Source organism: Pseudomonas sp. PvP028 (genome assembly GCF_017832255.1).
GTDB classification, from domain to species: domain Bacteria; phylum Pseudomonadota; class Gammaproteobacteria; order Pseudomonadales; family Pseudomonadaceae; genus Aquipseudomonas; species Aquipseudomonas syringae.
Genome location: NZ_JAFIBL010000001.1, coordinates 1,099,930 through 1,122,617, shown reverse-complemented (window position 1 = coordinate 1,122,617; position 22,688 = coordinate 1,099,930). Strand labels below are relative to the sequence as shown.

19 protein-coding genes are annotated in these 22,688 nt (G+C 59.6%); 7 read left to right on the top strand and 12 right to left on the bottom strand.

The genetic code is table 11. The annotated features are described in order from the left end of the window. Positions 1-74 precede the first annotated feature (74 nt). The 3 genes from gshA to JOE34_RS04970 all read right to left on the bottom strand — a co-directional run bounded on the left by gshA (position 75) and on the right by JOE34_RS04970 (position 4,611). Positions 75-1,667: a glutamate--cysteine ligase gene (gene gshA / locus JOE34_RS04980; RefSeq protein ID WP_003347455.1), complete on the bottom strand. Its 1,593-nt coding sequence runs from the start codon at positions 1,665-1,667 to the stop codon at positions 75-77. Between the two features lie 242 nt (positions 1,668-1,909). Further along, a complete protein-coding gene (locus JOE34_RS04975; RefSeq protein WP_003314033.1) occupies positions 1,910-2,293 on the bottom strand; it encodes a PaaI family thioesterase in 384 nt (127 codons plus the stop codon). Then, positions 2,293-4,611 carry a Tex family protein gene (locus tag JOE34_RS04970; protein ID WP_003425961.1) on the bottom strand — a complete coding sequence of 773 codons (2,319 nt, stop codon included), beginning with the start codon at positions 4,609-4,611 and terminating at the stop codon, positions 2,293-2,295. The genes JOE34_RS04975 and JOE34_RS04970 overlap by 1 nt, the downstream gene beginning before the upstream one ends. Before the next feature lie 299 nt (positions 4,612-4,910). Here JOE34_RS04970 and ompR point away from each other — a divergent pair, with 299 nt between their 5' ends. Together ompR and JOE34_RS04960 are read left to right on the top strand one after the other, a co-directional pair. Further along, complete coding sequence (gene ompR, locus JOE34_RS04965) at positions 4,911-5,651, top strand: two-component system response regulator OmpR (RefSeq protein ID WP_003318889.1); 741 nt, start codon at positions 4,911-4,913, stop codon at positions 5,649-5,651. Between the two features lie 162 nt (positions 5,652-5,813). Then, on the top strand, positions 5,814-7,124 hold the full coding sequence (locus JOE34_RS04960) for an ATP-binding protein (protein WP_003392530.1): 1,311 nt from the start codon (positions 5,814-5,816) through the stop codon (positions 7,122-7,124). A gap of 254 nt (positions 7,125-7,378) precedes the next feature. On the opposite strand, the gene JOE34_RS04955 is transcribed toward JOE34_RS04960, so the two are convergent. The 4 genes from JOE34_RS04955 to JOE34_RS04940 form a co-directional block, all read right to left on the bottom strand. Further along, the gene (locus JOE34_RS04955; protein ID WP_046236115.1) at positions 7,379-7,846 is read right to left on the bottom strand and encodes an inhibitor of vertebrate lysozyme family protein; all 468 of its coding nucleotides are present in this window, start codon (positions 7,844-7,846) and stop codon (positions 7,379-7,381) included. 2 nt (positions 7,847-7,848) lie between these two features. Continuing rightward, entirely contained in the window at positions 7,849-8,013 is a 165-nt protein-coding gene (locus JOE34_RS04950; protein WP_002555679.1) for a DUF1328 domain-containing protein, read from the bottom strand. 53 nt (positions 8,014-8,066) lie between these two features. Continuing rightward, positions 8,067-8,354 carry a hypothetical protein gene (locus tag JOE34_RS04945; protein WP_003318892.1) on the bottom strand — a complete coding sequence of 96 codons (288 nt, stop codon included), beginning with the start codon at positions 8,352-8,354 and terminating at the stop codon, positions 8,067-8,069. Between the two features lie 229 nt (positions 8,355-8,583). Beyond that, entirely contained in the window at positions 8,584-9,423 is an 840-nt protein-coding gene (locus JOE34_RS04940; RefSeq protein WP_003347445.1) for a BON domain-containing protein, read from the bottom strand. 197 nt (positions 9,424-9,620) lie between these two features. On the opposite strand from JOE34_RS04940, the gene algB reads away from it, so the two are divergent. Both algB and JOE34_RS04930 read left to right on the top strand, forming a co-directional pair. Beyond that, positions 9,621-10,967: a sigma-54-dependent response regulator transcription factor AlgB gene (gene algB, locus JOE34_RS04935; RefSeq protein ID WP_003318895.1), complete on the top strand. Its 1,347-nt coding sequence runs from the start codon at positions 9,621-9,623 to the stop codon at positions 10,965-10,967. A gap of 10 nt (positions 10,968-10,977) precedes the next feature. Next, positions 10,978-12,765, top strand: coding sequence for a KinB sensor domain-containing domain (locus tag JOE34_RS04930; RefSeq protein ID WP_003392521.1), 1,788 nt, complete (start codon positions 10,978-10,980; stop codon positions 12,763-12,765). 28 nt (positions 12,766-12,793) lie between these two features. Here JOE34_RS04930 and JOE34_RS04925 read toward each other — a convergent pair whose 3' ends face one another. The 4 genes from JOE34_RS04925 to JOE34_RS04910 all read right to left on the bottom strand — a co-directional run bounded on the left by JOE34_RS04925 (position 12,794) and on the right by JOE34_RS04910 (position 17,264). Next, positions 12,794-13,573 carry an N-acetylmuramoyl-L-alanine amidase gene (locus tag JOE34_RS04925; RefSeq protein ID WP_003392519.1) on the bottom strand — a complete coding sequence of 260 codons (780 nt, stop codon included), beginning with the start codon at positions 13,571-13,573 and terminating at the stop codon, positions 12,794-12,796. Positions 13,574-13,668: 95 nt separating this feature from the next. Then, entirely contained in the window at positions 13,669-15,738 is a 2,070-nt protein-coding gene (locus JOE34_RS04920) for a GGDEF domain-containing protein (RefSeq protein ID WP_046266919.1), read from the bottom strand. Beyond that, positions 15,735-16,610 (bottom strand): endonuclease/exonuclease/phosphatase family protein, encoded by an 876-nt coding sequence (locus JOE34_RS04915; protein ID WP_003425971.1) that lies wholly within the window; start codon positions 16,608-16,610, stop codon positions 15,735-15,737. Before JOE34_RS04915 ends, JOE34_RS04920 begins: the two co-directional genes overlap by 4 nt. 9 nt (positions 16,611-16,619) lie before the next feature. Then, complete coding sequence (locus JOE34_RS04910) at positions 16,620-17,264, bottom strand: thiol:disulfide interchange protein DsbA/DsbL (RefSeq protein ID WP_003392517.1); 645 nt, start codon at positions 17,262-17,264, stop codon at positions 16,620-16,622. Between the two features lie 293 nt (positions 17,265-17,557). Between JOE34_RS04910 and yihA the strand changes: the two genes are divergently transcribed. Continuing rightward, a complete protein-coding gene (yihA, locus tag JOE34_RS04905; protein ID WP_003341625.1) occupies positions 17,558-18,193 on the top strand; it encodes a ribosome biogenesis GTP-binding protein YihA/YsxC in 636 nt (211 codons plus the stop codon). A gap of 241 nt (positions 18,194-18,434) precedes the next feature. Here the strand turns inward: yihA and polA are convergent, their stop codons facing one another. Continuing rightward, positions 18,435-21,200: a DNA polymerase I gene (gene polA, locus JOE34_RS04900; RefSeq protein ID WP_046266920.1), complete on the bottom strand. Its 2,766-nt coding sequence runs from the start codon at positions 21,198-21,200 to the stop codon at positions 18,435-18,437. 74 nt (positions 21,201-21,274) lie between these two features. Here polA and JOE34_RS04895 point away from each other — a divergent pair, with 74 nt between their 5' ends. Together JOE34_RS04895 and JOE34_RS04890 are read left to right on the top strand one after the other, a co-directional pair. Then, positions 21,275-21,562 carry a DUF2782 domain-containing protein gene (locus JOE34_RS04895; protein WP_003318904.1) on the top strand — a complete coding sequence of 96 codons (288 nt, stop codon included), beginning with the start codon at positions 21,275-21,277 and terminating at the stop codon, positions 21,560-21,562. A 36-nt stretch (positions 21,563-21,598) separates the two neighbouring features. Next, positions 21,599-22,549 (top strand): homoserine kinase, encoded by a 951-nt coding sequence (locus JOE34_RS04890; protein WP_003318905.1) that lies wholly within the window; start codon positions 21,599-21,601, stop codon positions 22,547-22,549. Positions 22,550-22,688: the final 139 nt, after the last annotated feature.

Here is a 22,688-nt window from a genome sequence, read left to right as displayed (position 1 = left end):
GTTCTTGTGGACGCCTATCGTTCTTCACGCTCCGCGTGGGAATGCCGTTCGTGACGCTCTGCGTCATCTTTGCATCAGTTGCTGATCGACAGAATGCTCGCCTGATACGAACCCACGAACGTGTCGAAATCCACCACTTCTTCCGTTGCTTCCAGCTCGACCTGTTCCTCGATGGAGGTTTTGGCCTGGGCTTCGAAGTCTGCCTGTTCCTGAGCGCTCAGCGGGTGAGTGCGGAAGTATTCGGCGTGGACCTGGCTCTGGCGCAGGGAGAACGCTGTAAAGCCTTCGTTATGCGCTTCCATGCTGGCCAGCACCTGGGCAGACGGTGTGAGCGCGGTATCGTCGATCTTGGCCTGTTGCACCGCAATCGATTTGAGGTGCTCATCAGTGCCCTGAGCCTGATCGAGCAAGCGGGCAATCGGCGTGATCTTCTCCACCAGCTCGGTTGCCCAGGTCTTGAGATCGACAGGGCGGTTGTCACGCATCAGGCTCAGGCCCGGGCGACGTCCTTCCTTGACCACTGACAGGAAGTTCGAGCTTGCGTTGGAGCACTCGTGGCTGGCCAGTTGCTGGCTTTCCTCAAGGGCGCAATACAGCACGAAGGCATCGATAAAGCGCGACTGCTCCAGGCTGATGCCGGTCGGCAGGAACGGGTTGATGTCCAGGCAGCGCACTTCGACGTACTGCACACCACGGGCCACCAGCGCCTGAATAGGGCGCTCGCCGCTATAGGTCACACGCTTGGGGCGAATGTTGGAGTAGTACTCGTTCTCGATCTGCAGCACGTTGGTATTGAGTTGTACCCACTCGCCGTTCTGGTCATGGGTGCCGACCTCGACGTAAGGCTTGTAAGGCGTGGCCACGGCCTTGCGCAGGCTGTCGGTGTAGCTGACCAGATCGTTGTAGCAAGGGGTCAGGTCGGCCTGGGCGTCACTCTGATAACCCAGGTCGCTCATACGCAGACTGGTGGCGTACGGCAGATACAGGGTGTCTGCGTCGAAGTGCTGCTCCAGCTGATGCTTGCGGCCGCGCAGGAAACCCGCGTCGAGTGCCGGTGAAGCGCCGAACAGGTACATCAACAGCCAGCTGTAGCGGCGGAAGTTACGAATCAGCGCGATGTAGGAATGCGACTGGTAGTCGCGGGCATCGCCTGCAAAGTCTTCGGTCTGCTTGAGCAGCGCCCATGCGTCTTCCGGCAACGAGAAATTGTAGTGAATGCCGGCAATGCACTGCATGGTCTTGCCATAACGCAGCGCCAGGCCCTTGCGGTACACGTACTTGAGCTTGCCGATGTTCGACGTGCCGTAATAGGCGATCGGTATGTGCTCTTCATCGGGCAACGGGCACGGCATCGACGGGCTCCACAGCAGCTCGTCACCCAGCTTGCTGTAAACGAAGCGGTGGACCCGGTCCAGGTTGTCGATGGTCTCGGCCGGGTTCTTCAAGGCTGGTGTGATGAACTCCAGCAGCGATTCGGAATAATCGGTCGTCACCTGACCGTTGGTCAGGGCGGCACCCAGAGCTTGCGGGTGGGGCGTCCGGGCCAGTTCTGCCGTTGCGGTAACGCGCAGGCACTCACGCTCGATACCGTGCAGGCACTGCTCCAGAAGAGAGAGGTTGTTACGCTCGCCGAGCAATGCAAGACGACGGTTTAAAAGTTCGCTCAAGGTGTAATCCTTCACGCATCGGTCGCCCCGATATGGGGGTGGACTTGACGGTCTACAAGGGTGAAGAAAGGAACTGGCGTAGTCGCCTGGTTGGTCGGTAGCGCCTGTTCACAATCACTGCTCTTTGTCGTACTACCCAAATGGACTCGGCACCACGCTAATGGTGCCGAAATTAACCCAAATGATGTCGGTACGGCTAGGTTCAGTTCGCAGGGATGCTGTTCATCAGCCCTCGATCAAGTCTAGATCACCGCAAATGTGCCTTGGGCTTTGGCCACAAGCTTGTCGCCCTGAACGACTTCGGCCTCGACCACCAGCGTGCGGCGACCCGCGTGCAGCACCTTGGCGATGCACAGGACTTCGCCCTCGGAGACGCCACGCACGTAGTTGATCTTGCACTCGATGGTCACGCTGCGCTGGTCGAAACCGTGAACGCTGGAACAGGCCAGGCCCATGGCGATATCGACCAGGCTGAAGATTGCACCGCCGTGCATCACGTTGCCGCGATTGCGCAAGTGCGCCTCCAGCGGCAACGCAACCTCGGCAACGCCCTCGTCCAGACGCCGCAGCTCGCAGCCGAGCATCTTGAAGTAGGCGCTGTGGGTCAGATCTTCAGGAATATCCATCAGCGCTTCTTCAGTTGCTTGGCATTGGCGAACAGCGACGCCATGGCATTGTTGGCGGGCGCTGGGGCAGTGGTTTCCTTGCGCGGCGCGTTGTTCTGGCGAGGCGAAGAACCCGGACGGGCACCGCGTGCACCATCGATTTTCTCGCCGGGCGTATCGCTCATGCGCATCGACAGACCGACGCGTTTGCGCGGGATATCGACTTCCATGACCTTCACTTTCACCACATCACCGGCCTTGACCGCTTCGCGCGGGTCCTTGATGAACTTCTCGGACAACGCCGAGATATGCACCAGACCGTCCTGATGCACGCCGATATCGACGAATGCACCGAAGTTGGTGACGTTGGTGACCACGCCTTCGAGGATCATCCCCAGTTGCAGGTCCTTGAGGTCTTCGACCCCGTCCTGGAACTCTGCGGTCTTGAACTCCGGACGCGGATCGCGGCCCGGCTTTTCGAGTTCCTGGAGGATGTCTGTCACAGTCGGCAGACCAAAGGTCTCGTCGGTGAATTTTTTCGGGTCCAGACGCTTGAGAAAGCTGGCGTCGCCGATCAGCGAGCGAATATCGCGGTCGGTTTCAGCCGCAATGCGCTGCACCAGCGGGTAGGCTTCCGGGTGAACGGCGGAGGCGTCGAGCGGGTTGTCACCGGTCATGACGCGCAAGAAGCCGGCGGCCTGTTCAAAGGTCTTTTCGCCCAGGCGGCTGACTTTCTTCAGCGCCGCGCGGGTTTTGAACGCGCCGTTTTCATCACGATGCGCAACGATGTTCTGCGCCAGCGTGGTGTTGAGGCCGGAAATGCGTGCCAGCAGCGCCACGGAGGCCGTGTTCACATCCACGCCCACGGCGTTTACGCAGTCTTCCACCACTGCATCCAGGCCGCGCGCCAGCTTGAGCTGCGAAACGTCGTGCTGGTACTGGCCGACCCCGATGGATTTCGGGTCGATTTTCACCAGTTCGGCGAGCGGGTCCTGCAAGCGACGGGCAATGGACACCGCGCCACGGATCGACACGTCGAGGTCCGGGAATTCCTTGGCGGCCAGTTCCGATGCCGAGTACACCGACGCGCCTGCTTCGGAGACCATGACCTTGGTCATCTTCAGACCTGGGTATTTTTTGATCAGGTCGGCAGCCAGCTTGTCGGTTTCGCGGCTGGCGGTGCCGTTGCCGATGGCAATCAGATCGACCGAATGCTTGGCACACAGTGCGGCCAGTACGGCGATGGTCTGGTCCCACTGGTTTTTCGGTACGTGCGGATAGACGGTGGCGTAGTCGAGCAGTTTGCCGGTGGCGTCTACCACGGCGACCTTGCAGCCGGTGCGCAGGCCAGGATCGAGCCCCAGCGTGGCGCGCTGACCGGCCGGTGCGGCGAGCAACAGGTCGTGCAGGTTGTGGGCGAAGACATTGATCGCTTCGGTTTCCGCGCCGTCACGCAGCTCACCCAGCAGATCGGTTTCAAGGTGGCTGTACAGCTTGACCTTCCAGGTCCAGCGCACCACTTCGGCCAGCCATTTGTCTGCCGGGCGGTTCTGGTTCTGGATGCCGAAACGCTCACCGATCATCAGCTCGCACGGGTGCATGGCGCCCGGCAATTCTTCACCGACTTTCAGTGCCGAGCTCAGGAAGCCTTCGTTACGACCGCGGAAAATCGCCAGCGCACGGTGCGACGGCATGCTCTTGAGCGGTTCGTCGTGTTCGAAGTAGTCGCGGAACTTGGCGCCTTCCTCTTCCTTGCCCGGCACCACGCGTGCGCTGATCACCGCTTCCTGCTTGAGGAAGCTGCGCAGCTTGTCCAGCAGCGAGGCATCTTCGGCAAAGCGCTCCATCAGAATGTACTTGGCGCCTTCCAGCGCAGCCTTTACATCAGCCACGCCTTTATCCGCGTCGACGAAGCGGGCTGCTTCTGCTTCCGGGGCCAGGCTCGGGTCGTTGAACAGGCCGTCGGCCAGCTCGCCCAACCCGGCTTCAAGGGCGATCTGGCCCTTGGTGCGGCGTTTCTGCTTATAAGGCAGGTATAAGTCTTCGAGGCGGGTCTTGGTGTCGGCCAACTTGATATCGCGGGCCAGCTCCGGGGTCAGTTTGCCTTGCTCTTCGATGCTGGCAAGAATGCTGACGCGCCGCTCGTCCAGTTCACGCAGATAACGCAGGCGCTCTTCCAGATGGCGCAGTTGCGTGTCATCAAGACTGCCGGTCACTTCCTTGCGGTAGCGGGAAATGAAGGGCACGGTCGAGCCTTCATCCAGTAGTGCTACGGCCGCTGCGACCTGTTGTGGGCGTACGCCGAGTTCTTCGGCGATGCGGCTGTTGATGCTGTCCATAAAACCACCTGGAGTTGTGAGCAAAAAACTGGGCTATGTACGAATTGCCTTGCCTGGGTATCGTGCGCCAGCATTTATTTTCAGGGCTGGCGAACCGCCATGAGTCCGGCGTTGCCTGACTTCGAGGGCGGCGCATTATACCCAGCGAAGCCGGATTAGGGGATCGGCCGATAAATGGGGTGTTTTTTCGGCGAAAACGCAGGCACAAGTGTCGCCTCCAGTAAAATCTGCTAACAATGCACAAGGTGCGCATCACCGCAGCTACGCCATAATGCGCCCCGAGATCAGAGGAGCATCCGATGAGCAGCACCGCACAAAATGCCGAAGGCGAAAAAATCCTTATTGTCGATGACGATCCGGGGCTGAGCAGCCTCCTGGAACGTTTTTTCACCAGCAAGGGCTATCGTGCCCGCGCCGTGGCAAATGTGGAGCAAATGGACCGGTTACTGGCCCGTGAGGTGTTCAACCTTGTGGTGCTGGACCTGATGCTGCCCGGCGAAGACGGCCTTTCAGCCTGTCGTCGTCTGCGTGCCGCAAACAATCAGGTGCCGATTATCATGCTGACCGCCAAGGGCGATGAGCTGAGCCGCATCAAGGGGCTCGAACTGGGGGCTGACGATTATCTGGCCAAGCCGTTCAACCCGGACGAGCTGATGGCGCGGGTCAAGGCGGTGTTGCGTCGTCAGGCGGCACCGGTGCCCGGCGCCCCTGGCAGCGAAGACGAGTCGGTCAGTTTCGGTGACTACGTGCTGTCTCTGGCAACCCGCGAGCTCAAGCGCGGTGAAGAAGTGCACATGCTCACCACCGGTGAATTCGCGGTACTGAAAGCGCTGGTCATGCACGCTCGCGAGCCGCTGACCCGCGACAAACTGATGAACCTGGCGCGTGGCCGGGAGTGGGATGCGCTGGAGCGATCCATCGACGTGCAGATTTCCCGTCTGCGTCGTCTGATCGAGCCTGATCCTTCCAAGCCCCGTTATATCCAGACGGTCTGGGGCGTAGGTTATGTATTCGTTCCGGACGGCGCCGGAAGTCGCTGATAACCCGGTTGTCGGCCCAGAAATCCGTCATTGCTGCCAGTCACGTCGATAATCTTTACAGGTTTATCGACGTACTGGTTTTTTGCGTTCGTCCATCGGGTCCGGCCCGCGTTCGGCAAACCTGCGAGCCCCGCTCGCCCTGCAAAGTGTATGGCTGCAGTTATGAAGACTCCGCTCTGGTTCCCGCAAAGCTTTTTCTCCCGCACGCTCTGGCTGGTGCTCATCGTCGTGCTGTTTTCCAAGGCCCTGACGCTGGTTTATCTGCTGATGAACGAAGACGTGCTGGTCGACAGGCAATACAGCCACGGCGTTGCTCTGACCCTGCGCGCGTACTGGGCAGCCGGTGAAAACGATCGCGAGGCGATTGCCGAGGCGGCGGGTCTGATTCGGGTGGTGGGCGGTGGCGTGCCGGAAGGCGAGCAGCACTGGCCTTACAGTGAGATCTATCAGCGGCAGATGCAGGCTGAGCTGGGCGCCGATACGGAAGTGCGTCTGCGGGTACACGCGCCACCCGCGCTGTGGGTGCGAGCGCCGAGCCTGGGTGACGGCTGGCTGAAAGTGCCGCTTTATCCGCACCCGTTGCGCGGTCAGAAAATCTGGAACGTACTGGGCTGGTTCCTGGCCATCGGGTTGCTTTCCACTGCATCTGCCTGGATTTTCGTGCGTCAACTGAGTCAGCCGCTCAAGCGTCTGGTGTTTGCGGCGCGCCAGTTGGGGCAGGGGCGCAGCGTGCGGCTGCCGGTCAGCGACACGCCGAGCGAGATGACCGAAGTCTACCGGGCCTTCAATCAGATGGCTGAAGACGTCGAGCAGGCCGGGCAGGAGCGCGAGCTGATGCTGGCCGGGGTTTCCCACGACTTGCGCACCCCACTGACCCGCCTGCGGCTGTCTCTCGAATTGATGAACGACAATGAGTTCTCCGAAGGCATGGTGCGTGATATCGAGGACATGGACGCCATTCTCGATCAGTTCCTGGCGTTCATCCGCGATGGGCGCGACGAAGAGATCGAAGAGGTCGATCTGGGGCACCTGGTGCGCGATGTGGTTGCACCCTTCAATGACGATGAAGACAGCATTCGTCTGTGCCTGGAGCCCATTCCGCCGTTCCCGCTGCGCCGCGTCTCGATGAAGCGCCTGCTGACCAATCTGATTGGCAACGCCAAGCACCACGCCGGTAACGGTATCGAAGTCGCCGCCTATGTGTCCGGTGACCGAAACGCGCCCTACGTGGTGTTGAGTGTGCTGGACAGGGGCGCGGGCATCGATCCGTCCGAGCTGGATACCATCTTCAACCCGTTCATTCGTGGTGATCGCGCACGCAGTGGCAAGGGCACCGGCCTAGGCCTGGCCATCGTCAAGCGTATCGCTGCCATGCACGGCGGCAACGTCGAGTTGAGAAATCGTTCGGGAGGCGGACTGGAAGCACGCGTAAGGCTGCCACTGGGGCTGATGCTGCCGAGGGATGCAATTTAACAAGAGGGCGAAGCGAGAAGGGAAATATAAAGCGCCGTGCAGGGTCACAGGAAGCGTTCGAAACGTCGACGCATTCTCGTGGTCTTGCACGGCGGCTTGCCTGACCCGGCCCTTGGCGGAGGTACTCCCTGTACCCCTAGGTCACGCCGATCCACTTGATCAACGCGTCCCGGCCCCTTGGTCATGCGCGTACCTTCCTCAGGCCGCACAAAGCCGAAAAGTGTCAACTCCTGAGCCGACACCTTTCTTCTGGATCAATACCAGTTAGGGTCCTTGCGCAGCTCTTCATTCAAGAGCTTTTGCATACCCTCGTCAGGCTTACCCAGGTAACGGTAGGTCGCGTGACGTGTTGGCGATTTGTCTGCAGGAAGACCGGCAGGCACTTCAACCAACATAGCGTAAGCATCTTCCTTGTCGAGGCTGAAAGCCACGATCAGGCGCTTGCTTTTGCACGTATCGGCCGTTTCGCAAAGCGGTCCAACCAGATAGTTGTCACCGTCTTCAGTGGCCGCTGTCATCTGCTGCTCGGAAGCACCGGACAGGTTGATCACCCAATCCGGTAAACGCTCTTCCTTCTTGACGACCTTCGCCCAGGTGGTGCGGTACTCGGGAGCGGAGCTTAGAAGCTCATTGACCCGAGACTGCCCATCATTGGCTGCCATGACCATGGCACTGCCACCCATCAACAGGGCGGCGGCCAGTGTGCGAAATGACGTGTGCATTATCAGCCTCGACCGCGACGACCGAAGAAGAACGACACAACGAACATCACCAGGAAGACGACGAACAGGATCTTGGCGATACCAGTAGCCGTGCCCGCGATACCACCGAAGCCCAGTACTGCAGCGACGATAGCAATGATCAGAAACGTGATTGCCCAACTCAACATGGTGATACTCCTTTTGATGCCGTTTTAATAAGGGTGCTGCTTTTAAGGTCGGGTCAGAAAACCCATTTTTGCTGTGGAGCGACTTCATCTACAGAAACCAGGCCGTCGACATTACGCAGGCTTGAGGACATGTCCTTGACCGCTGGTGCACTAACACCGCGGTAGGAGGTGCTGCTGGTCTGGATGAATTGCTGTTTCGGTTGAGCTGCCTCGTTGGCTTGATTCCAACGCTGGAACTGCTGAATGGCGATCAGAGTGACGAGCAAGGCAAGGAGCAGAAAAAGGCCTTGCTGAAGGTGCAGGGGAGAGATACGCAATTGTGCAATACGCTGGCTGTTCATCTGCAAAATCCCCTTGCCTGAGTGGGCATTCAATCTGATGGGTCGTTGTGGATCGACCTTTGTTGAATGGGTTATTGCAGACTGCATGCCAGTTTTTTGATCGATATAAATTTCTTTAAAATCAATGGGTTAATAAGTTTGGTGAGGGCAGGTTACCAGCAAGCTGCACGATTACCCCTTTGTAATCGTGCGTTCTGCACGAAGCGCTCAGCGCGATGGCGCTGAACCCTCAGCCTGCGCTGCGTGCCATGACCTTCAGCGCGTCGCCGTTGACGCCTTTGACACCACGAATGTTTTTCGCGATTTCCACCGCCAGTTCTTTCTCGGCGAAGTTGGCGACCACGCCATTCAGGCTGACGACACCGGCCTTGGTATCCACTTTGATGTTCAGCCCATCCAGCGTGCGGCTGTAGATCAGGCTTGCCTTGACCTTGCTGGTGATCCAGGCGTCACTCATTTCCTCGGTCGGGGTCAGCGACTGTGGCTGGGTCTTGGCCGCAATCGAGTCGGCTGCGCTGAGGCTGATCAGGTTGTTGACGCTGACCACGCCATCGGTATTGCTGGCCAGGCTACCCGCCAGCTCTTTGGCTTCGGGACTCTGTGCACGGCCCTTGAGGGTGATGACGCCGTCCTTGCTGTCGACCTCGATATTCAGTGCTTCGGTCACGCTGCTCCACAGCAGCTTGGATTTCACCGTTGCGACCAGCGTTGCATCCTCGAACCGCTGAGCCATGTTGGTCCGGGTGCCAGGCTCGGTGGCGACAGCAGGATCCACCTCCAGCTGGTTGTCGACCTTTTCGATGCCTTTGGTATCCAGTGCGATGCGCTCGGCCAGCTCGCGGTCCACTTCGTTTTCAACCTTGCCCTTGAGCGTCGCAGTGCCTTGCTCGACACCCACATCGATCTTGAACGGGCTCAGATGCTTGTTCAGCGCGAAAGCTGTCCAGATCGAGCCTTCCTGACGCGCCTCGGTGAGCTGAGTGGGCAGATCAGGCTGGGCGAGTACCGGGCCGCTGCCCAGTAGCGCAGCGGCGGCGGTGATCAGAGCAATCTTTTTCAGTGAAAACATAGGAGTGTTCCTTTTGCGGTGAGATTTCGTCTCCGAATAGACGGTTTTGACGGCATAAACGCGGATTAGTCAGGCTGTTCGCCATTAGCTGATCAGAAAGCTACCATGCATGCCGAAGAATCAATCAGAATTGACCATGCAACTTGCCCGATGATTCCGAGACTAACTGAGACAATTCATTAAGGAGCGTAGGAAAAATGGAAGCAGCCACTGAGAATCAGGGCCGTATTCTGCTTGTGGACGATGAGTCCGCCATCCTCCGCACTTTCCGGTACTGTCTGGAAGACGAAGGCTACAGTGTTGCCACTGCCAACAGCGCAGCCCAGGCCGACACGCTCATGCAGCGTCAAGTATTCGATCTGTGCTTTCTCGATTTGCGTCTGGGCGAAGACAATGGCCTGGACGTGCTGGCGCAGATGCGGATTCAGGCGCCGTGGATGCGTGTGGTGATCGTGACTGCCCATTCGGCGGTCGATACGGCTGTCGATGCCATTCAGGCTGGCGCAGCCGACTACCTGGTCAAGCCGTGCAGTCCTGACCAGTTGCGTCTTGCGACGGCCAAGCAGCTTGAAGTTCGACAACTGTCTGCACGTCTCGAAGCACTGGAAGGTGAGGTTCGCAAGCCCAAGGATGGCCTGGATTCCCACAGCCCTTCGATGATGGCCATTCTGGAAACGGCCCGTCAGGTTGCGGTAACCGATGCCAACATCCTGATTCTGGGCGAGTCGGGTACCGGTAAGGGCGAACTGGCCAGGGCGATTCATGGCTGGAGCAAACGCGCCAAGAAGTCCTGCGTCACGATCAACTGCCCATCGCTGACTGCAGAACTGATGGAAAGCGAACTGTTCGGCCACAGCCGCGGCGCCTTTACCGGCGCCAGCGAAAGTACGCTGGGTCGCGTCAATCAGGCCGATGGCGGCACCCTGTTTCTCGACGAAATCGGTGACTTTCCGCTGACGCTGCAGCCCAAGTTGCTGCGCTTCATTCAGGACAAGGAATACGAGCGCGTCGGTGACCCGGTGACCCGACGTGCCGACGTGCGCATCCTGGCCGCCACCAACCTCAACCTTGAGGACATGGTGCGCAGCGGACGTTTCCGTGAGGATCTGCTGTACCGCCTGAACGTGATTACCCTGAATCTGCCAGCCCTGCGTGAGCGCAGCGAAGACATTCTGACCCTGGCGGACCGCTTTCTGGCGCGTTTCGTCAAGGAGTACGCCCGTCCGGCTCGCGGCTTCAGCGAAGAGGCCCGAGCGGCACTGCTCAATTACCGCTGGCCGGGCAACATTCGTGAGCTGCGCAACGTGATCGAGCGAGCCAGCATTATCTGTCCACAGGAGCGCGTGGAGGTCAGTCATTTGGGCATGGCTGAGCAACCGACCAACAACGCACCGCGGGTGGGAGCGGCCTTGAGTCTGGACGAGCTTGAAAAGGCGCACATCGGGGCCGTACTGGCAACCAGTGAGACCCTTGATCAGGCCGCCAAGACCCTGGGTATCGATGCTTCGACGCTTTACCGCAAACGAAAACAGTACAACCTATGAAATACCTCAAATGAAGCTGGCCATGAAGTTGCGCACCCGCCTCTTTCTGAGCATTTCGGCGCTGATCACGGTCGCTTTGCTCGGGCTGCTGTTGGGGCTCGTCAGTGTCATGCAGATGGCCCGGACTCAGGAATCGCTGATTCAGCATAACTTCGCCATCCTCGATCTGGGTCTGAAGTTGCGTCAGAACATGGGTGATCAGTTGGTGTTGATGACCGGTTCAAATCGCAATGAGCCTGAGCTGCAAAGAATGCAGAAGCAGTTCGAAGAGCTGCTGGAGGAGGGATCGGCGCAGGACACCCAGCAAGATGTGCGCAACGGTTTTGAAAAGACCCGAGGCGATTATCAGCGATTCATTGCCGCCTGGCAGCAGTATGGCAATGATCCGCGAGGCATACGCGGCAACTCGCAATTGAGCGAAAGTTTCGACACGCTGCGTAACGGTCTGATGGATGTGCATCGCAAGGCGCTGGAGAACATCAGCAACGCCGAGATCAACTCCAGGGATCGTGCATTGTGGATCGCCGGCTTGCTGGGCCTGGTCGGGCTGGCGGTGCTGTGCATCGGCTTTGTGACCGCGCATGGCATCGCCCGCCGTTTCGGTGCGCCGATTGAGGCGCTGGCCAAGGCCGCTGATCGTATCGGCGAGGGTGATTACGAGGTCACGCTGCCCATTTCCTCGGCCGCCGAAATGAACCTGCTGACCCGGCGCTTCGGCATCATGGCCGAAGCCCTGCGTCAGCATCAGGCGACCAACGTCGATGAGCTTCTGGCGGGCCAGCAACGTCTGCAGGCGGTTCTCGACAGTATCGACGATGGCCTGCTGATGATTGATCGCCAGGGCCACCTGGAGCACCTCAACCCTGTTGCGCAGCGCCAGCTCGGATGGGACGAGAGTCGCCTCGGGCACAGTCTGGGCGAGGCCTTGGGCCGCCCCGAGCTGGATGAGCAATTGCATCTGGTGCTGCGAGGCGGAACGCTGGAACGTGCGCCGGAAGACCTGGCCATCGAAATCGACGGCGAGTCGCGACTGCTGACCTACAGCATGACGCCGGTCAGCCACACCAAAGGCCACATCCTGGGTGCGGTGATGGTGCTGCACGACGTGACCGAGCAACGTGCTTTCGAGCGGGTACGCAGCGAGTTCGTCCTGCGCGCCTCGCATGAGTTGCGCACGCCGGTTACGGGTATGCACATGGCGTTCGGCCTTCTTCAGGAGCGTCTGCATTTTGCTCCCGAGTCCCGTGAGGCCGATCTGCTCAATACGGTCACCGAAGAAATGCAGCGCCTGATGCAGCTCATCAACGACCTGCTGAATTTCTCGCGTTACCAGAACGGTCTGCAGAAGCTCAAACTTGCACCGTGCTCCATCGAGACCTTGCTGCAAGAAGCCAAGGTGCGCTTTGAGGATCAGGCCCAGGAGCAGGATATTGTGCTGATGCTGGATATGCAGGAGCCGATGCCGCGCCTGCATGCCGATCAGTCCCAGCTGGAGCGGGTACTGGATAATCTGCTGGACAATGCCTTGCGTCACACGCCGCCGAACGGCCTGATTCGCCTGCAGGCCAGGCGTCACGGTGAGCGGGCGATCATCAGCGTCGAAGATAACGGCGAGGGCATTGCCTACGGACAGCAGGGGCGGATCTTCGAACCCTTCGTCCAGGTCGGCCGCAAGAAAGGCGGCGCCGGGCTCGGGCTGGCGCTTTGCAAGGAGATTGTCCAGCTGCACGGCGGACGCATGGGCGTTTATTCACGGCCGGGGCAGGGCACGCAGTTCTATATGGCTTTACCGCTCTGAGGGCTTGAGCACCAAGCCCTCACGCGCTTCAATTCGAGTGATTGAGCACCTGCAGGATGGCCGCGCTCTGTGCGTCAGGCTCGCCGTCGAAGCGTGCCGGGCGATAGTGCATCTGGAAGGCGGCCAGTACCTGGCGTGTTGCGACGTCCAGTTCACCGGTCTGCGGGGTACTGTAGCCCAAGCGTGCCAATTGCTGCTGGAACCAGGTGATGCTCGGCAGATTGACTGCCAGCAATGCCTGACGCTGGGCAACCTGGCGTTCGTCCGGCCAGTTGCCCAGACCTTCGGCAGCGAGGCGTTTCCATGGGAACAATGGCCCCGGATCCTGCTTGCGCAACGGGGCGATGTCGCTATGACCGATGATGTGTTTGGGGTCGATCCTGTTGCGTTTGACGATGTCCTTGAGCAAGACAATGATCGACTGGGTCTGCGCTTCGGTGTACGGATACCACAGGCGACCTGTCGGCGTTTCCTTGAAGCCCGGATTGACGATCTCGATGCCGATCGAACTGGAGTTGAGCCAGGTACGGCCTTCCCACTCGCTTTCGCCGGCATGCCAGGCACGTGCGTTTTCATCGACCAGTTTGTAGATGGTGGCCTTGCTGTCGTCACCGATCAGGTAGTGGGCGCTGACCTCGCCATGGGTCAGTAATTGCAGCGAGCGTTCCAGCGACGTCGAGGTGTAATGCATCACGACGTACTGGGCACGGCCATCGAAATTTACTGAGGGATGGCTGGTGTCCAGCCTGGGGCCGCTGGCACAGGCAGTGAGGAGAAGCATGAGCAAGGCAGAGAAATACAGCTTCATGAGGTCGGCAGCATCGGCAGGAAATGAAACATCATAACAAAATGTGTGCGAATAGCATGGGGCACCCGCTATTTGTTCAGGTCAAAATGTTTCAGTCAGCCCTGTTTGATGCGGTTCCGGCCGTTCTCCTTGGCCTTGTAAAGCGCCTGATCGGCACGTTTGATGGCGGTGTCGCTTTTCTCTGACGGGCGAAAAGCCGTCAGTCCAATGGAGACGGTGATGGTGACTCGCTCACCCTTGAAGTGGAAAGGGCACGACTCGACGGCGGCGCGCAGTTCATCCAGGAGCGTCAGCCCGGCAGCGGGAGATGTCGCGGGCAGCAGCATGACAAATTCTTCGCCGCCAAACCGTGCCATGAAGTCGTCGGCGCGCAGGCGTTTGCTGAGGACATTGGCGACGATCTTCAATACCTTGTCGCCAGCCAGGTGCCCGTAGCCATCGTTGATGCGTTTGAAATGGTCCAGGTCCAGAATGCACACCAGCAAGCTGTTTTTATCTTCCTGCCACCTGGCCATCTCCTGTTCGAGTCGCTCGCCCCAGGCTGCACGATTGGGCAGTCCGGTGAGCGGGTCGATCAGGGCCTTTTGACGCTGTTCCTCCAGATGAGTCCTGAAACCCAGGGCTTCCTGCTCCATGCTCGCGACGCGGGCCGCCAGACCTTGCAGGCGCGAGGCCACTTCGCGCTCGCGGGCATCGCGCTTGAGCTGGTAGTGATCCATGGTGCCGAGCAGGGCCTCAAGCCGATTATCGAGCACCCGCTTGAGGCTGGGCAGATCGGAGGCGTCCTGAACACTGCTTTGCAGGCCGCCCACCTGTTCGCGCAACTGGTCGTTCAGGTCGCGCGCAGTGGTCTGATCCTCGGCGTGATCTTCACTGGCGGCCTGCAAATGGCTCTGAAACGATTCGAGCCGCTCATTGAGCTGCTTGAGGTAAGTGCCGAACTCCTGCTGACCACCGTTATTGATCGCCAGCATCAACACCGCCAGATCGTCGAGGATCGGCAGCAACTCGTACCAGTTAAGCCCATGTTTCAAGCGTAACTGCATATCCTCGACCTGCGGGCGAAAGTGCTCGGACAGGGTCAGGTCGTCCAGCAGGCCCAGCAAAGTCTGTTCAATGTGCGCCGCCACCGAGCTGTAACTGGGCTCTGGTGAGGAGGGCAGCGCGTAACCTTCTTCGCCTTCTGCTGACTCGAGCTGCTGCTCGGCCTCTGCGTCGGGTTCTGCGACTGTCACGTCGATTGGCGCGGGCCGCTGTTGGTAGGGCACTGATGGAACTGGCGCCAGAACATCCGCGAAATCGATGGGTTCGACGGTGGCAGGTGCAGGCCCGGCGACGGCTTCTACCGATATCGGTGCAATGTCCGTGGCAGTGGCCGGTGGCGCAGGTTCTTCAGGCGTCACTGCAGCGGGTATCACTGCGGCAGGCGCAGCGCTTTGCGGGTCAGGCGTCGGAAGTGGGCTGTTTGCGGCGACGTGGGCGGCGGCAGTGGAATCAACGGCCTCGGCTTCGCCAGGAGGGGTGTCTGGCGGAGCGTGAGCGCGTGCTGCTTGCCGCTCGGCTTCGGGCTCATGCGATTCCGGTGTGGGGGTGGCGTCTTCGGGGTGAGCCGCTTCAGGATGAGACTCGTTGCTGTGGCCTTCGCGTGAACCGAACAGGCGTTGCAGCAACCCTTGGCGCGGGCCTTCTTCGGGTTTTTCAATCTGGGTAAGTGCCTGGCCCTGCAAATTGCTCAACTCGCCAAGCAGCAGGGGCAGTTCACGGGCCTGGGAGGCGCGCTCTTCAAGCTCCTTGGCAAAGCGCTTGAGCGGCTTGCGTACTTCGCGTGGCAGCGGCAGTGACTGTAGCTGTGCAACCAGTGCGGTCAGTGCCGAACTGATTTGAGCGGCCCGTACTTCGCGGCGTTGCTCAGAGTCCAGTACGGCTTTTTCAAGGCGCGGGATCAAGGCTGCCAGGCCCGCATCCATATCGTCCTTGCGGACGATTTCGCGCATTTCCTTCATGCATTCGTCGACGGCGCGGTCAGAGCCCTCAGCCGCCAGACTGCTGCGTACCAGACCGCGTCGCAACAAATCGAGCCGCGCATCCCAGCGCTTTTCGAGTGTGTCCTGCTGCTCGATCCCTTTGAGGTATTTCTCTTTCCAACGCTCCGCGTCGTCGCTCATGCAAGGCTTCCACCAGAGGGCACAGGCAGTGAGTCCCCACGCAGTGAGTCAGGCAGGCGAATCTCGACAGCGACAGGCAGGTGATCGGAAATGGGTTGCGCCAGCACCTGCACGCGTTCGAGCGTCAGGGTCGGGCTGAGCAAAATGTGATCGAGGCAGCGTTGTGGCCGCCAGCTCGGAAAGGTCGCCTCTATCTGCGGGGCCAGAAGCCCCAGATCCCGTAGCGGCGAGTGTTCCAGCAGGTCATTGGCGTGGGTATTCATGTCGCCCATCAGCACCTGATGGCGATAGCCGCCGATCAGTTCGCGAATGTACGCAAGCTGCCGGGTTCTGGTTCGGGTCCCCAGCGCCAGGTGCATCATGACCACGACCAGCGCATCCTCGCCCTCGCCGAAACGCACAAGGATTGCACCGCGCCCGGCTGGGCCTGGCAGCGGGTGATCCTCGATCTTGGTCGGGCGCAGACGGCTCAACACACCGTTGCTGTGCTGCGCCAGGCGCCCGAGGTTGCGATTGAGCTGTTGATACCAGTACGGAAAGCCACCTAACTGAGCAAGGTGCTCTACCTGATTGACAAAGCCGGAGCGCATGCTGCCGCCGTCGACTTCCTGCAGTGCCACCAGATCGAACTCGTTGATCAGATCGCCGATCTTCTGCAGGTTGCCCGCCCGACCGCCATGCGGCAGCAAGTGCTGCCAGCTGCGCGTCAGGTAATGGTGGTAGCGCTGGGTACTGATACCCACCTGGATATTGAAACTGAGCAAACGCAGCCTGCCGTCTTCCGGCAGGCCGTTTTGCAGCAGATGATGTTCGTTGACCTGCGGATCATGCAGGCCAACGATACGGGTACTGCCTTTGCCCCAGCGGCGCATGACGTGCGCTTACTTGGCGGCTGCGGCAGCCGCTCGCTCTTTGGCAATCAACTGGTCGGCAACTTCCAGGGTCTTTTCCGGACCACCGGCAGAACCCAGGTCAAAGCGGTACTTGCCATTGACGATCATGGTCGGAACGCCGGTCACTTCGTACTTCTTGGCCAGTTCCTTGTACTGGGCGATCTTGCCCTTGACCGCGAAAGAATCGAAAGTCTTCAGGAATTCGTCCTTGTTCACGCCCCGTGTGGCAACGAAATCAGCCATGTCATTCTTGTCGGTCAGACGCTTGCCTTCCTTCTGGATGGCTTCGAATACGGCCGCGTGGACTTTATGCTCGACGCCCATGGTGTCGAGGGTGATGAACAGTTGGCCGTGAGCGTCCCAAGGGCCGCCGAACATGGCAGGGATACGCACGAAATGTACGTCGGACGGCAGTTTTTCGACCCATGGATTGATGGTCGGCTCGAACGCGTAGCAATGCGGGCAGCCATACCAGAACAGTTCGATGACTTCGATCTTGCCTGGCTCGGCAACAGGCACAGCGCTTGCCAGCTCTACGTATTGCTTGCCGGCCTCGATGGGCGTGGCAGCCTGGGCGGACATACCGAACAGACTGGCGGCAACCAGAGCGGCGCTGATGATCAGATTACGCATGCTTTACTCCTGAGCAGATTGAATCGCCTTCAAGCGACGGTGTTTCGACCGGACGCGAAAGCCTGAGTTCGTTAGTGTAACGCTGAGGTTGTAAAAATGGGCGACCGAGGACGGCCTTTTTGCATAAGGAGTGAAGCAGGTCATGTCTGAATGTTCCAGCATATCTGTCAGATCGGCTCGATACGGTGTGAGTGTGGGCCGGGGGGCAGGTGTGTCATTATATGCGCACGCATCCAAACGAAACCGACACCTCCTGCCGCACCCCTTGCAGGCAGGTCTTCACCGGAAATCACATGCAACTCAAAAACCCCATCCTCGGTCTGTGCCAACAGGCCACGTTCATGCTCAGCGCCGCCAAGGTCGACCAATGCCCCGACGACGAAGGTTTTGAGGTAGCGTTTGCCGGTCGCTCCAACGCGGGCAAATCGAGCGCGCTGAACACCCTGACCCACGCCAGCCTGGCGCGCACATCGAAGACGCCGGGGCGTACCCAGTTGCTGAACTTTTTCGGTCTGGACGAAGATCGCCGTCTGGTCGACCTGCCTGGTTACGGCTACGCCAAAGTGCCCATTCCGCTCAAACTGCACTGGCAGCGTCACCTGGAAGCCTATCTGGGCAGCCGCGAAAGCCTGAAAGGTCTGATCCTGATGATGGATATCCGTCATCCAATGACCGACTTCGACGTACTGATGCTGGATTGGGCCATCGCCAGCAACATGCCGATGCACATTCTGTTGACCAAGGCTGACAAGCTGACCTATGGCGCGGCCAAGAACACGCTGCTCAAGGTTCAGGCCGAGATTCGCAAAGGCTGGGGAGATGCAGTGAGCATCCAGTTGTTCTCGGCCCCCAAGCGCATGGGGCTGGAAGAGGCCTACACCGTGCTGGCCGACTGGATGGAACTGGAAGACAAGGCACCTGCGGAGTAAATCGCAGGCAAAAAAGACCCCGGACTTCGCATGGGGAGGGGGAAGTTCCGGGGCTTAAGGTCCAGACCTTAGGGTGGGATCTGGATAACTGCCAACACTTAACACAACTAGGAGCACGATCGATTTTTCAACCAATCGACACGTCTGACTCCTGTCCAAACGGTTAAGTTCCAGCAGTGAAGAAAAGTTCACATTTCCTACAATATTTGACGAACCTGCGTACAGGTTCGCCATTTCAGGCTCAGTGAGCCTCGTCCCAATTGTTGCCAACCCCCACTTCCACAAGCAACGGCACTGCGAGTTGCGCTGCGCCGCTCATGTGTGGACGGATCTGTTCACTGACCTGATCGACCAGGTCCTCGCGCACTTCAAGCACCAGTTCGTCATGAACCTGCAGGATAACCCGGGCATCCAGGCCGGACTCGTCCAGCCAGCCGTTCACCGCCACCATGGCTTTCTTGATGATGTCCGCAGCGGTGCCCTGCATCGGCGCGTTGATCGCCATACGTTCCGCGCCTTTGCGCAGGGACTGGTTCTTGGCGTTGATGTCCGGCAGGTACAGGCGACGGCCGAAGATGGTTTCGACAAAACCTTGCTCGGCAGCCTGGGCGCGGGTGCGCTCCATGTAGTTCAGCACGCCAGGGTAGCGGGCGAAGTAGCGGTCGACATACGCCTGTGACTGCTTTCGGTCCACGCCAATCTGCTTGGCCAGACCGAACGCGCTCATGCCGTAGATCAGGCCGAAGTTGATCGCCTTGGCGCTGCGACGCATGTCAGTGGTGACGTTTTCCAGCTCGACGCCAAATACCTCTGCAGCCGTCGCGCGGTGAACGTCCAGGTCATTGCGGAATGCATGCAGCAAGCCTTCGTCCTGAGCCAGATGCGCCATGATGCGCAGTTCGATCTGCGAATAGTCGGCGGCCAGCAGTTTGTAACCCTTCGGGGCCACGAACGCCTGACGAATGCGCCGGCCTTCAGCGGTACGAATCGGGATGTTCTGCAGGTTCGGATCGCTGGACGACAAGCGACCGGTGACGGCCACCGCCTGATGATAGGAGGTGTGAATCCGCCCGGTACGCGGGTTGATCTGCTCTGGCAGGCGGTCGGTGTAGGTGCTCTTGAGCTTGCTCATCGAGCGGTATTGCATCAGCACCTTGGGCAGCGGGAAATCCTGCTCCGCGAGTTCGGCAAGCACGGCCTCGGCAGTCGATGCCTGACCGGTGGCGGTCTTGCTGAGAATCGGCATGCCGAGTTTCTCGTAGAGAATCACGCCCAGCTGCTTGGGTGAGCCGAGGTTGAACTCTTCGCCGGCAATGGCGAAGGCTTCGCGCTCCAGCGCAGTCATCTTGTCGCCCAGTTCGACGCTCTGGATGCCCAGCAGGTTGGCATCGACCAGCGCGCCCTGGCGCTCGATACGCGCCAGCACAGGCACCAGCGGCATCTCGATATCGTTCAATACCGGCTGCAGGGTCGGAATCGCGGCCAGCCGTGCGTCGAAGACTTCATGCAGGCGCAGGGTCAGGTCCGCTTCTTCGGCGGCGTAATTACCCGCCTGTTCCAGTGCAATCTGGTCAAAGCTCAGCTGTTTGGCACCTTTGCCGGCAATCTCCTGGAAATTGATCGGCGTGTGCGTCAGGTACTTGGCCACCAGGCTGTCGCGGTCGTGGCGGGTGGCGGTGGAGTCCAGTACGTAGGATTCCAGAATGGTGTCGAAGCGCACGCCTTGCAGGTCGATACCTTGAGCCTGATCGCCGTCGATCGCGCAATTGGCAAGCAGGTTGATAGCGAACTTGGCGTGCTGGCCGACCTTGGTTTTGTCCGGGTCTTCCAGCAGCGGCTTGAGCGCCTTGAGCACGGTGTCGCGGTCCAGCTGCTGCGGCACGCCCATGTACGAGTGGGTCAGCGGAATGTAGGCGGCTTCGTGGGTCTGAATGGCGAAGGACAGGCCGACCAGTTGCGCACGCTGGGCATCGGTGCCGTTGCTCTGCGTGACGAAGGCAAACAGCGGCGCGGCCTGCAGCTTCTTCAGCCACGCATCGAACTGGCCCTGTTCAAGAATGACTTCATAAGCCGCTTCCCTGTCCTCGACAGTCGGCTCTTCGACGGTCAGCTCCTGGCCGGCACGTTTGGCGTCGCGTTGCAGGTCTTCGATCCAGCTCTTGAATTCCAGCTCGGCGTACAGCTCCATCAACGTGTCGCGGTCGGGCTCGCCGCAATGCAATTGATCCAGTTCGATGTCCAGCGGTACGTCGATCTTGATGGTCGCCAGTTCGTAAGACAGAAAGGCCATCTCACGATGTTCTTCGAGTTTGGCGGCGAGGGTCTTGGCGCCACGGATCGGCAGGGAAGCGACCTTGTCGAGGTTCTCGTAAAGCTCCTTGATGCCACCGCCGATGCCGACCAGCAGGCCGACTGCGGTCTTCTCGCCAACGCCGGGCACGCCGGGAATGTTATCGACCTTGTCGCCCATCAAAGCCAGGTAATCGATGATGTGCTCCGGACCGACGCCGAATTTCTCTTTCACGCCCGCCACATCCAGCACGCTACCGGTCATGGTGTTGACCAGGGTGATGTGGCCGTCGACCAGTTGCGCCATGTCCTTGTCGCCGGTGGAGATCACCACTGGACGATCGGCTGCCGCGCTGCTGCGTGCCAGCGTGCCGATCACGTCATCGGCTTCGACGCCTTCGACGCACAGAAATGGGTAGCCCATACCTTTGACGCAGGCATGCAGCAGGTCGACCTGCACACGCAGATCATCCGGCATGCTCGGCCGGTTAGCTTTGTAGTCGTTGTACAGCGCGTCACGGAACGTCCCGCCCTTGGCGTCGAACACCACGGCGAGCGGGCTGTCCGGATACTGGCGCCGCAGGCTTTTGAGCATGTTGAGCACGCCCTTGACGGCACCGGTCGGCAATCCTTTGGAGGTGGCCAGTGGTGGCAGTGCGTGGAAGGCGCGGTAGAGGTAAGAGGAACCGTCTACCAGGACGAGTGGCGCTTGGGTCATGAGCAGAATCAACCTTTTCGGCGGGGTCGGCGCTAGAATGCGCGAACCATTGACGACAAAGGGACAAGGTTATCATGCGCAAGGTAAATCGACTGATATTGACCGGCCTGTTGGCCTTTTGCCCTTTGTTCGTTGTTGCAGCAGAAGATCCACCTTCTGCGGCGCCGGACGTTACTATTCGCACTGACGGTGACAGAACCATTCAGGAATATCGCCAGAACGGCTTTCTGTATGCGGTTAAAATCACCCCGAAACACGGCAAACCCTATTTTCTGGTGCGCGCCGATGGTACAAGCCCCAATTTCATTCGTTCGGACCAACCGGACATGCTGATCCCGCAGTGGGAAATATTCAGCTGGTAGCACCCTACATTCACTTCAATCGTTGGCAGTCCTGATATGTCCGTTTTTACCCCACTGGCTCGGCCCGAGCTGGAAACATTTCTCGCCCCTTACGGGCTCGGCCGTCTGCTTGACTATCAGGGCATCGCTGCCGGTAGTGAAAACACCAATTACTTCATCAGCCTGGAGCAGGGCGAGTTCGTCCTGACGCTGGTCGAGCGCGGCCCGGTTCAGGAGATGCCTTTCTTCATCGAACTGCTCGACGTGCTGCATGAAGCCGATCTGCCAGTGCCTTATGCGCTGCGCACCACCGACGGTCAGGCGCTGCGCGAGCTGGCAGACAAACCGGCGCTTTTGCAGCCGCGTCTGCCGGGCAAGCACATCAGCGAGCCGAACACCCAGCACTGCGTGCAGATCGGCGAGTTGCTGGCCAACCTGCATCTGGCGACCCGTGGGCAGATCGTCGAGCGCAAGACTGATCGCGGCCTGGACTGGATGCTGAGTGAGGGGCGCAATTTTCTGTCGCACCTGGGCGAGACTCAGCGAGCGCTGCTTGAAAAGAGCCTTCAGGAGATCGAGGCGTTCAAGCCGCAGATCATGGCGCTGCCGCGCGCCAATCTGCATGCCGATCTGTTCCGCGACAACGTACTGTTCGAAGGGACGCACCTGACCGGGTTGATCGATTTCTACAATGCTTGCTCGGGTCCGATGTTGTACGACCTGGCGATTGCCCTGAACGATTGGTGTTCCCGGGAAAACGGTCAGCTCGACGCTGTCCGCGCGCGCGCCTTGCTGGGCGCCTATGCGGGCTTGCGACCGTTCACGGCTGCGGAGTCGAAGCTGTGGGCGATCATGTTGCGTATCGCTTGTGTGCGTTTCTGGCTGTCACGTTTGATCGCCGCCGAAACCTTCGCCGGGCAGGATGTGCTGATTCATGATCCTGCGGAGTTCGAGCGCCGCTTGGCCGAGCGCCAGGAAGCGCACATTGCATTGCCGTTTGCGCTCTGAGACCAGACCTGTCTTCGCGAGTCGATTGTCGTCCCAACGCTCTGAGCTGATCCCAAAAAGTTGGACAGTTGACTATCGTTCCCATGCTCCGTGGGAATGCAGTTCGTGACGCTCTGCGTCACACGGCAGTGCTGCGATG